Genomic DNA, 9,480 nt, shown 5'->3' with positions numbered 1-9,480 from the left:
TGCGGCTCCGCAAACTCGCTCTCTATGGAGTCCGACCGCGGTCTGATGGGAGAACTGCGTGGCCCGAACTACCCGAACTACGCGATGAACGTCGGACACCAGGGAGAATACGCCGCAATCGTCGCGGGCGCTCACTACGGCCGCGCCGACGCGTTCTGCTACAGCCCGCTCGTGAAGGTCTGCTTCGCCGACCCGGCCCTGAAGTTCGACTTCTCCGAACCGCGCCGCGAGTTCGCGAAGGGTGCAATCCGCGAGTTTATGCCCGCCGGCGAGCGCTCGCTCATCATCCCGGCCCGGTAAACCCCTCCATAACCCCTTTTTAGTTGCACGTCCTCAAAATCCCGCGATCGCAAACATTCCTGCCGATCAGACGGATAAGGTGGAGCGAGTGGTTCTCACTCGCCCACGTATTACTGTAATCCATTTCAATAACACAAAGTCCGATTTCAAGTGCTCCTTTGAGCTTTCATTGGGTGGGGCAAGGCGCTCGTGCTCCTCAAGAGCGGTGAATACGCGAAAATTCCGCTTGCCGACCTCTGCCTTGGATCACATGCGGCATGCTCGCATCCGGACGGGAGGGAATGCAATGGGGGATACCCGGGGTTAAGGGCCGGGCATCTTCCGGGCGGCATCGGGCCCGCTTTCGTAATGAGTAACGGCGGTCACACTCTGCCGGACGGGGGTTCGGGCGGGCGTGGAGGGGACGATGAAGATAACTGCATCCGCCTCCCCATGGTGGCGCACCCTGCAAAAGCCGGCAGGAGAAAGGGCCTCATCGTCTCGTAGTGGTCTGGAGGGCCGTGCAGCCGGGGCGGTTCGTCTGCCCCGGCGCTTCAGGGATGAAGAGGGGGGAGAAGTTCTCCGCACCTCTCACCACGACGGCTTAATGCAGCGTAAGGGACCCGGACTGGATGGCCTTGCCGCTTGCTTTGTCGATGATCTTGTACTCGATCAGAGTGTTCAGGTATGCGGCGATCCCGCCTGCTGCGCCTTCGGGCTTCCAGGAGATCTGGGGTGCGTGGTTGTAGCCATACGTCGGGTCATGGTCGATGCGGCAATTGTCCGCATAGAGCATGAACTTGTCGCCCGGGGAGATATACCCGTCGTTGTCGCCGACCTCCACGAGGTAGGACGTCACATCGGCTGTGCAATTCGCCGCGGGCAGCTTATCGTAGGAGCTTATGTCGTACTTGGTGTCCTGGCTCTGTATCTGGACATAGATGCCGGAGAGGGCGAAGCCATCGCCGCCCTTATGCTCGAAGAGCAGCCCGTTCTTGGCGGTGAAGTTAGCAGGATAAGTCGGGACCCAGTCATCCTCGGCCGTGTCCTCGATACCCTCGATGACGCCGGTCACGGAGAGCGTGGCCTGCGGGGCTTTGCTGCTGTCCGATGTCAGGCCTCCGGCAAACGCGCTCACCACCGCGGCGATGATGATGGTCACCACCAGCATGAGCATGACGCCGACGACCGGCGAGACTGCAGAATCTCCAACCGTCTTCATGCTACAATCACCTCTTTGTCGTAGATGTACTTCCCGCTCGGGGTATGAAGGATCTTGACGTCAACGACCGATCCGGAGCCGAATCTGTTGTCCGGGTCGGTGACATCGAATCCAAGGAGGGCGCTGGTCCCCCGGTCTCCTCCGGTGCTCAGGATACCCCCGGCCTTCCAGGTGTAGTTGCCGAAGTCGGTCAGGGGATTGTCACTGGCCCGCCCTAACGACTGATCGTTGATGAACGGTACACGGCTGACGCCGCCCGACCCATAAAGATCCGTGGCCTCGCTGGCAGGCGTCTGTGTGTGCTTGATGACCGTCCCGTTCGTCAGCGTGTAGTAGGTGACGATCTCGATGTCCTTCGTGAGGATCGCATCGCCGCTCAGGTGCTCGAACGTCATCTTCCTCGCGACATTGTCCGGCCCCATGCCCCCGTCATCCTCCAGGAATCCGACGCTGATCGCAGCGGCCGGTGCGGTTTTCGCGCCGTCCCCCGCAATCCCGCCGGCAAACGCGCTCACTACTGCGGCGATGATAATGGTCACCACCAGCATGAGCATGACGCCGATCACGGGTGATACGGCGTCCTCTTTCCAAATTTTCTTCATTCCGTTCCTCCATTTTTCAGTGCTGTGTGGAGAGGGCCCGGACTCCGCACAACGAAAGTACGCTTGTGTTAAATCTATTTAAAATTGATCATTTTTAATTTTATTAACACAAATATTTTTGTTTAATGGGGGACCGATCGGAGAGCGTATGGAGCAATATTCACTTTCGAGAAAGGGAGGTTCGCGCCGTCGCACCCTCTCCACCGACCGACCTCCGCACGCGAGGGATACGAAGCGCATTTCTTCTATCGTGTCCGCCCCGGGAGCCGGCCGTGAGTTGCGCGGGTGGCCTGCTGGCTGTTGCGCGCGCGCGTCGTCCCCCCGAACGCTCCCGCCCCACATCCGGCACCCGTGCAACCCCTCTTTCAGGATCGCATCTTCCCACACACCCCACCAAACCTCCTATATCGCCGGATTGCCAACACTCTTTCGAGAGATCGGGGAGGGGTTCCTGGAGTGACAGCCGGCCGGATCATTCTGCACGTGGATATGGACAGTTTCTTTGCTTCCATAGAGGTCCGCCGCAACCCGTCCCTTGCCGGGAGGCCGGTGATCGTGGGCGCCGACCCGAAGGGCGGGGCTGGCCGGGGGGTCGTGAGCACCTGCTCCTACGAGGCCCGCCGGTACGGCGTTCACTCCGGCATGCCGATCTCCCGGGCGTACGACCTCTGCCCGCACGGCGTCTACCTCCCGGTGGACCGCCCGCTCTACTCCCGGGTCTCGGGCGGGATCATGGCTCTCCTTTCCCGGCATGCCGGCCGCATCGAGCAGGTGAGCATCGACGAGGCCTACCTCGACGTCAGCGATACCGGGAGTTTCGCGGCGGCGGGAACCCTTGCGGCCGCAATCAAGCGGGAGATCCGGGAAGAGACGGGGCTCACCTGCTCGGTCGGCGTCGCCCCTGGCAAGGCCGTGGCCAAGATCGCCTCCGACTACCGGAAACCCGACGGGCTGACGGTCGTCCCGCCAGGAGAGGTTGCGGCGTTCCTTGCCCCCCTGCCGGTGGAGAAGATCCCGGGCGTCGGGAAGAAGACCGGCGAGGACCTCCGGAAGATGGGTATCCTGACCGTCGGCGACCTTGCACGCCGCGACGTCCAGGACCTCATCACCCGGTTCGGGCGAGCCGGCGTCCTGGTACACCGCCTCGCCCGGGGCATCGACGACAGCGAGGTGCGGGATCGAGAGGAATGCAAGTCCATCTCCCGGGAGACGACGTTCGAAGCGGACACCGCCGACCCGTCCGTCCTCTCCGGGACCCTGACGGGTCTCGCGGACGACGTCGCGGGAACGCTTCGGGCCGACGGCCTGCGGTGCCGGACCGTCACCGTCAAGGTCCGGTACCGCGGATTCCAGACGCATACCCGGTCCCGGACGCTCCCGCGGTTCACCGGCGACCCGGAGACGATCCGGCGTGCCGCAGCCGTGCTGCTCCTGCCGTTCCTCAACGGCGAACCCGTCCGGCTTATCGGGGTCAGGCTCTCGACGCTCGAAGGGGGCCGGACCCGGCAGACGTCGATCGCTGAGTTCCTCTCCTATGGAGCATACCCTGGAGAGACGCCCGACGTAACTCCCGGATAGTCTCCCGGCGCCGGTGCGGGCGGGCGTCGTGATCCCCTCTGGGCGAACCTTCTTTACCGGGGGTGCGCACAGGTGCCGGTATGCCCGAGATCTGGATCGTACTCCTCGTCGCCGTTGCTCTTCTCATCTTCGCAGTGCCGGTCATCCAGCAGCAGATGACCCTGGCCCGCCGCCTGCGGGCTATCAGGGCGCTCGAAGCCGAGCGCCGGACCCGGGTCATCGCCCTCATCCACCGGCAGGAGCAGATCGGCTTTCTGGGCATCCCGCTCTTCCGCTACATCGACATCACCGACTCCGAGGAGATCCTCCGGGCGATCCGGCTCACGGCACCGGAGATGCCGATCGACTTCATCGTCCACACCCCCGGCGGCCTGGTCCTCTCCGCCGAACAGATTGCAATGGCGCTCCGGCGCCACCGGGGGAAGGTGACGGTCTTTGTCCCGCACTACGCCATGTCGGGCGGGACGCTCCTCTGCCTCGCCGCCGACGAAGTGGCGATGGACGAGAACGCCGTGCTCGGCCCGGTCGATCCCCGGGTCGGCGATTACCCGGCGGCATCGATCCTGCGGGTCCCGCACCTGAAACCGCCGGAGGAGATCGAGGATAAGACCTTCATTCTGGTCGACATCGCAGCGAAGGCCCAGAACCAGATGCGGGAGTTCGTGGCCGACCTGCTCCGGGATCGGATGGAGACCGGGCGGGCGGTCAATCTTGCACGCCTGCTCACGGAAGGGGCGTGGACCCACGACCGCCCGATCACCCTCGAGCAGGCCCGGGACCTCGGGCTTCCCGTCACCACCGGCATGCCCGCCGGGATCTACCGGTTAATGGACCTTTTTTTGCAGGCGATGCCCCGTCGCCCGTCGGTCGCCTACGTCCCGGTGCCTTACCGGGAGGAGAAGAAAGAGTAATCGGGCATCCCGCAAGAGATCCTCTGGCATGACCGTTGACCTGCAGCTCGATCTCGATGCATTCGACCGCACGCACGCTTCCCCCCTCTGCGACGGCCGCCCGGACCGGAACGGTTTCGTCCGCCTCTGCTGCCGGTGTCCGTTCGCCGTCCGGGAGGAAGGCGCCGTCTTCTGCGAGGAGTTCGGCGTCCGGATACGGGCGCGGGCGAAGTACGGACTTCGGGGGTGGCGGGAGGTCCGGACGGCCGTCCTTGACCGTGACGGCGGAGCCTGTGCGGTCTGCGGGGCGACGGCGGACCTCCACGTCCACCACATCGACCTCGACCCCACAAACGACGACCCGGAGAACCTGCTTACTCTCTGCGGCATCTGCCATGCCCGGGTGCACACCGAACTCCGCCGTGAAGGAGGCGCCGCACGGGTAGCGCGGGTGATCCCGGCGATGCGGCACCGGCCCCGCCCGGCGTGACCCCTCGTGAACAGGAGCGCTGGTTTCTTCTCCCGGCCGAATGCCCGGGAAGACTGTTTTTCCCTGTCTGCCTATAGCCGGCGGCGGGGGAACGGTTATATCGTATGCGCGCTACCAGTAGCGAGACCATGGGGGGAATATCCGGAATGAACATTACAGGACGCCTCTTCGGGAGGAGCGATCCCGAAGTTCCGGCCGGTACGGACACCGATACGACAGTGAGCAGGAAGGCGGTCTCTCTCGCCCAGGAGGGGCGATTCAATGAGGCGATCGGATGTTTCGACCGGGTGCTCGAAGAGGACCCGTCCAACGTGAAGATGTGGAACAACAAGGGCGTCTTCCTCGATCTCCTCGGGCGGGAGCAGGAAGCGCTGGCCTGCTGGGAGAAGGCTCTTGCAATCGACCCGGAGTTTGCCCCTGCCTGGGTCTCCCGGGGGATGCTGCACCGGCGCCGCAACCGGCTCGATGCGGCGCTCACCTGCTACGACCGGGCCGTGAAACTCAATCCGAACTCCGCTGTCGCCTGGTACAACCGGAGCGGCATCTTCGTCGCGATGCAGCGGCTTGACGATGCCGTCGCCTGCTACGAGCGGGTGCTCGCGATAGACCCTCACTTCGTGGCGGCCTGGACTGATCTCGGTTACGCCCGCTTTCTCCAGCACCAGCACGAAGAGGCCGTCGCCTGCTACGACCGGGCTATAGCCGACGACCCTGGAAGCGTCCGGGTCTGGAGCCTGAAGGGCGGTGCCCTGTATGCGCTCGGGGAGTATCGCAAGGCGCTCGAATGTTTCGACCGGGTGCTTGCAATCGATCCGAAGTATGCCGCCGGATGGAGCATGAAGTGCAGCGTCCTCTATCACCTCGGCATGTACCGCCACGCGCTTGCGTGCGCCGACAAGGCGCTTGAGATCAATCCTGACTGCGAACTGACCGCCCAGGTCAGAAAGATGCTCCTCTCCCTCACCAAGAATTGGTGATCCGCTCCCGCCCTCTCCTGAGGGTTGACGTTTGACATCATCCAACCAGGAACCGGTGTATCGGGGGGAACTCTCCCCCGGGGAAGACTCCGACCTTCTATTACCCGGCGACGCCAACAGTGGATTAATCCATGCCGGTCAATCAGATTCCTATCGGTACGTTCTCGCGGATCACCCAGCTCTCGCAGAAGGCGCTCCGCCTCTACGACGAGCGGGGCCTCCTTGTTCCGGTGGCACGAGACATCTGCACGGGGTACCGCTACTACACCGTCGCCCAGGCTGAGCGGGGCATCCATATCGGGCACCTGCTCCGGCTCGGGTTCGACCTCGGAGAGGTCGAGGTCATCCTCGCGGCACGGGAGCAGGGGGATGCCGGGGCTATCCGGGACCTCTTTGCGCGGCGTCTCGCCGCAACCGAACAGGAGATCGGGCGGCTGCATGCGATTGCGGAGATCCTGCGGACGCAGGACCCGCTGAACGGAGGATTCCGTATGTCGGTAACCGAACCTGTTATCAAGGAAGTCCCTGCCCTCCGGGCGCTCGCCCGCCGGGAGAAGGGTGTTTACCATGAGACCATTCCGGGATTGATCGAAGAACTCTTCACGTTCGTCTTCCCTGTAGACGGGCGGCAGCCCGCCGCAAAGATGGCCGGGCCGATCATGTATATCTGCCACGACGACGAGTACCGGGAGACGGACGCGGACATCGAGATGGCGATCCCGATCACCGGATCGGTCAACGTCGCGGGCTCCCGGGTCGAGATCAGGACCCTTCCGGGCGGTCGATTCGTCTCGGTGCTCTACACCGGCCCCTATCCCGGGGTCGGGAAGGCTTACGAACGGCTCTTCGCCTACATGGGCGAGCACCGCCTCTCACCGGCCGGCCCCTCGCGGGAACTCTATCTCAACAACCCTCACGGGGTCCCGGAAGCCGAACTCCTGACCGAGGTCCAGTTCCCGGTGCAGGAGGTCTCCCCGTCGGCCTGAAGGGTGTCACCAGACGGAGGTATGAAGATCATTGTCCCGCTGGAACCCCAAAAACGACCGGTGTCCCTGGACCGCGTCGATGACCCGGCCGTTCGTCGCCCGCATCAGGGCCTTGAGGGGCACGTGTATCCGGGCGTCGAGGCAGCCGTAGAGGAAGTCCCGCAACGTCTTCTCCGCCTGCAGTTCGGGGATGAGACGGCGGTTGAGGAGAGCGGTATAGGTCTCGCCGAGCGGCGCACCTGACGCGAGGTGGAGGTCGACGGCGTGAGCGGCGAGTTCTGCGGTCCGGTGGGCGTAGAAGATCCCTTCGCCGAGGATGGGACTTGCAAACCCGCCCGCGTCGCCGACGAGGACTGTCCCCTCGTAAGCAGGGGAGGAGATGTAATTGCCGAACGACAGGGGATATCCCGCCGGTTTTTGGTCCGTGAACGCCGCAAGACCGATGGCTGTCAAAAACTCCCTGAACCGTTCGGGAAAACCCTTCCGGTTTTTCTGCAGCAGCCCCCCGATCCCGACGACGATCGCGTCCTGGTTCGGGAATACCCACCCGTAGCCCCACCGGCAGGCGTCAAGGACAAGGTGTGGTATCGCGAGATCGGCGTCCAGCCGAATCGCCCCGTCCCTCTCCATCTGTTCCCGGGCCTCCTTGCGGGGGATTGAAAGTTCCATGGCCCACCCGAGGTTTTCACGCCACTGTTCATGATCGACGATGCTCCCCGGGAGGGAACGGCGGACCTGGCTATGGATCCCGTCGGCCCCGATGATGACCCGGGCGGCGTAGCGGTCCCCCGTCGACGTCGTCACGGCCCGGCGGGCGTGGTCGACGGCGACGACTTCCACGCCTTCACGGACATCCACCCCGGCATCCGCAGCTCTCCCGGCAAGAAAGGCATCGTAACGGTCCCGCCGGGTGAAGTAGAACGGCTCGGCAAGGCCCCCGGCAAGGATGCGGTTGCTCCCGATGTAGAGCGCGTACCTGGTCCCGATGGCATCGAGCAGCCCTTCCTGCCGGAGGGCGGGGACGGGCAGATGAAACACCCGGTCGAGGAACCGAACGGATTTCTGGCTGAGGCACCCCGCGCAGACTTTCTCCCGGGGATATGTCTTCTTCTCAAGGAGCGCCACCCGGTATCCGAATCCCGCAAGCAGGCAGGCGGCGGTGCTCCCGGCGGGTCCGCCTCCGACAACGACGGCGTCATACGTAGTCCGGCTCTCCATCTTCGTCTCCTCACGGTGGTGTGGGCCGGTACTTACCTTATTCTTTTCCGCGGACGTTGCTGGATACGCCGGATCGGCCCTATGGAGAGACCGCTTTCCCGTCGTCGAGCGATCTGTACCAGACGCTCATATCCTCAAGAGAGCCGCATATGTTGACACAGCCCGCAAGCGTCCCTGTGTGGGTGTAGCCGGCCCGGGCAAAAGTGGTGTTCGCCGGGTACGAACGGGCCCGAACGATGGCAAATACGGTCTTTACGCCGATTGAGCGCATCTCCGTTTCTATTCGCCAGAGGAGGCAACCCGCGAACCGATGACCCCGGTACTCCGGCAACGTCGCGAAGCCGGTCATCTCCGCGAACCGACCGTCAGGGTCGACGGCCGCAGCGGCAACTGCGGCGATCCTCCCGTCCTTTCGGATGCAGAAACACCGCAGGAGGTTGCTCTGCATCCCCCGCACAAGGTAGGCCGGGTCATGGACGGGGACCGGATAGGTCAGGAAGACCTTCCGGTAGATCGCCGCGAGTGCCGGGGCATCCGCCGGTGCGGCAGGGGTGCAGGTGAAGCCGGGTTCGAGTACCTGGCTCGCTGCACTCCCCTGTGCCTTCTCTCGTGCAACCGCAAGGACATCGTCGATCCCATCCCGCCAGTCGCTTTCCGGGGGGTTGCGGTAGTTAACCATGTAGTAGCCGTCCACCGCTCCACGGTACAACCGGGGGATGTACGCCCCGGGCGTGTAGCCGCGCGATGCAAAATGGTTGCGTGCCGGAGCGGGGACTCTCGCAATTACCCGCGAATAGCCCCGCCCTCTCGCGAGCGCGAGAAGCCGGCCGGAGATCTCCGGGAGGTCCGCCGGGTTCAGGCGGAAGAGGTAGGCCCGGTCGTTATACGGGCCGTGGTGAACCAGGCTCTTTCCGAGCGTCGAGACGGCGTCGGCATAGGCGCCTTTATCCGTGTGACGCTGTGTCTGCCTTTGACGCTGAACTGGGATGTTTTTTGCCGCATGCCGCACCGGGGCGGTTTCGGCGCCGGTATATGATAGGTTGTTTTTCTGATCGCGTAGAGGACCAAACATATTGTTCCCTGTAGTAATTATAGTGTCCACAATATATAGTGGGTTTCTATATTGCGTATCTGTCTTATCAAAGAACTCATCCCAAAAAGATCTATGAATGTTCTGTACACCCTTATCGGAGCACGCACCTCCGAAGTTTCTCTCCTCTGAACGATATCCAGGACAG

At 63.4% G+C, this 9,480-nt stretch carries 9 protein-coding genes and 1 pseudogene; 6 read left to right on the top strand and 4 right to left on the bottom strand.

What is annotated here, in order from left to right:
• A pseudogene (locus tag BP737_RS02995) lies at positions 1 to 300 on the top strand (methyl-coenzyme M reductase subunit alpha); the annotation flags it as partial.
• A gap of 583 nt (positions 301 to 883) precedes the next feature.
• Here BP737_RS02995 and BP737_RS02990 read toward each other — a convergent pair.
• A complete protein-coding gene (locus BP737_RS02990; protein ID WP_292407196.1) occupies positions 884 to 1,501 on the bottom strand; it encodes a type IV pilin N-terminal domain-containing protein in 618 nt (205 codons plus the stop codon).
• On the bottom strand, positions 1,498 to 2,103 hold the full coding sequence (locus tag BP737_RS02985; protein ID WP_292407198.1) for a type IV pilin N-terminal domain-containing protein: 606 nt from the start codon (positions 2,101 to 2,103) through the stop codon (positions 1,498 to 1,500). The genes BP737_RS02990 and BP737_RS02985 overlap by 4 nt, the downstream gene beginning before the upstream one ends.
• A 456-nt stretch (positions 2,104 to 2,559) precedes the next feature.
• Here BP737_RS02985 and dinB point away from each other — a divergent pair, with 456 nt between their 5' ends.
• The 5 genes from dinB to BP737_RS02960 all read left to right on the top strand — a co-directional run bounded on the left by dinB (position 2,560) and on the right by BP737_RS02960 (position 7,024).
• Entirely contained in the window at positions 2,560 to 3,681 is a 1,122-nt protein-coding gene (gene dinB, locus BP737_RS02980; protein WP_292407201.1) for a DNA polymerase IV, read from the top strand.
• Between the two features lie 80 nt (positions 3,682 to 3,761).
• Positions 3,762 to 4,592, top strand: coding sequence for an SDH family Clp fold serine proteinase (locus BP737_RS02975; RefSeq protein WP_292407204.1), 831 nt, complete (start codon positions 3,762 to 3,764; stop codon positions 4,590 to 4,592).
• 28 nt (positions 4,593 to 4,620) lie between these two features.
• A complete protein-coding gene (locus tag BP737_RS02970) occupies positions 4,621 to 5,061 on the top strand; it encodes an HNH endonuclease (RefSeq protein ID WP_292407207.1) in 441 nt (146 codons plus the stop codon).
• Positions 5,062 to 5,207: 146 nt separating this feature from the next.
• On the top strand, positions 5,208 to 6,038 hold the full coding sequence (locus BP737_RS02965) for a tetratricopeptide repeat protein (RefSeq protein WP_292407210.1): 831 nt from the start codon (positions 5,208 to 5,210) through the stop codon (positions 6,036 to 6,038).
• Positions 6,039 to 6,169: 131 nt separating this feature from the next.
• Positions 6,170 to 7,024 (top strand): MerR family transcriptional regulator, encoded by an 855-nt coding sequence (locus BP737_RS02960; protein ID WP_292407212.1) that lies wholly within the window; start codon positions 6,170 to 6,172, stop codon positions 7,022 to 7,024.
• Positions 7,025 to 7,030: 6 nt separating this feature from the next.
• Here BP737_RS02960 and BP737_RS02955 read toward each other — a convergent pair whose 3' ends face one another.
• Entirely contained in the window at positions 7,031 to 8,242 is a 1,212-nt protein-coding gene (locus BP737_RS02955; protein ID WP_292407214.1) for an NAD(P)/FAD-dependent oxidoreductase, read from the bottom strand.
• A gap of 79 nt (positions 8,243 to 8,321) precedes the next feature.
• The gene (gene ablB / locus BP737_RS02950; RefSeq protein WP_292407217.1) at positions 8,322 to 9,251 is read right to left on the bottom strand and encodes a putative beta-lysine N-acetyltransferase; all 930 of its coding nucleotides are present in this window, start codon (positions 9,249 to 9,251) and stop codon (positions 8,322 to 8,324) included.
• Positions 9,252 to 9,480 lie beyond the last annotated feature (229 nt).

Source organism: Methanoculleus sp. UBA291 (assembly GCF_002499755.1).
GTDB lineage: Archaea > Halobacteriota > Methanomicrobia > Methanomicrobiales > Methanoculleaceae > Methanoculleus > Methanoculleus palmolei.
The sequence above is the reverse complement of the archived record's forward strand: the minus strand, read 5'-3'. Positions and strand labels throughout refer to the sequence as shown.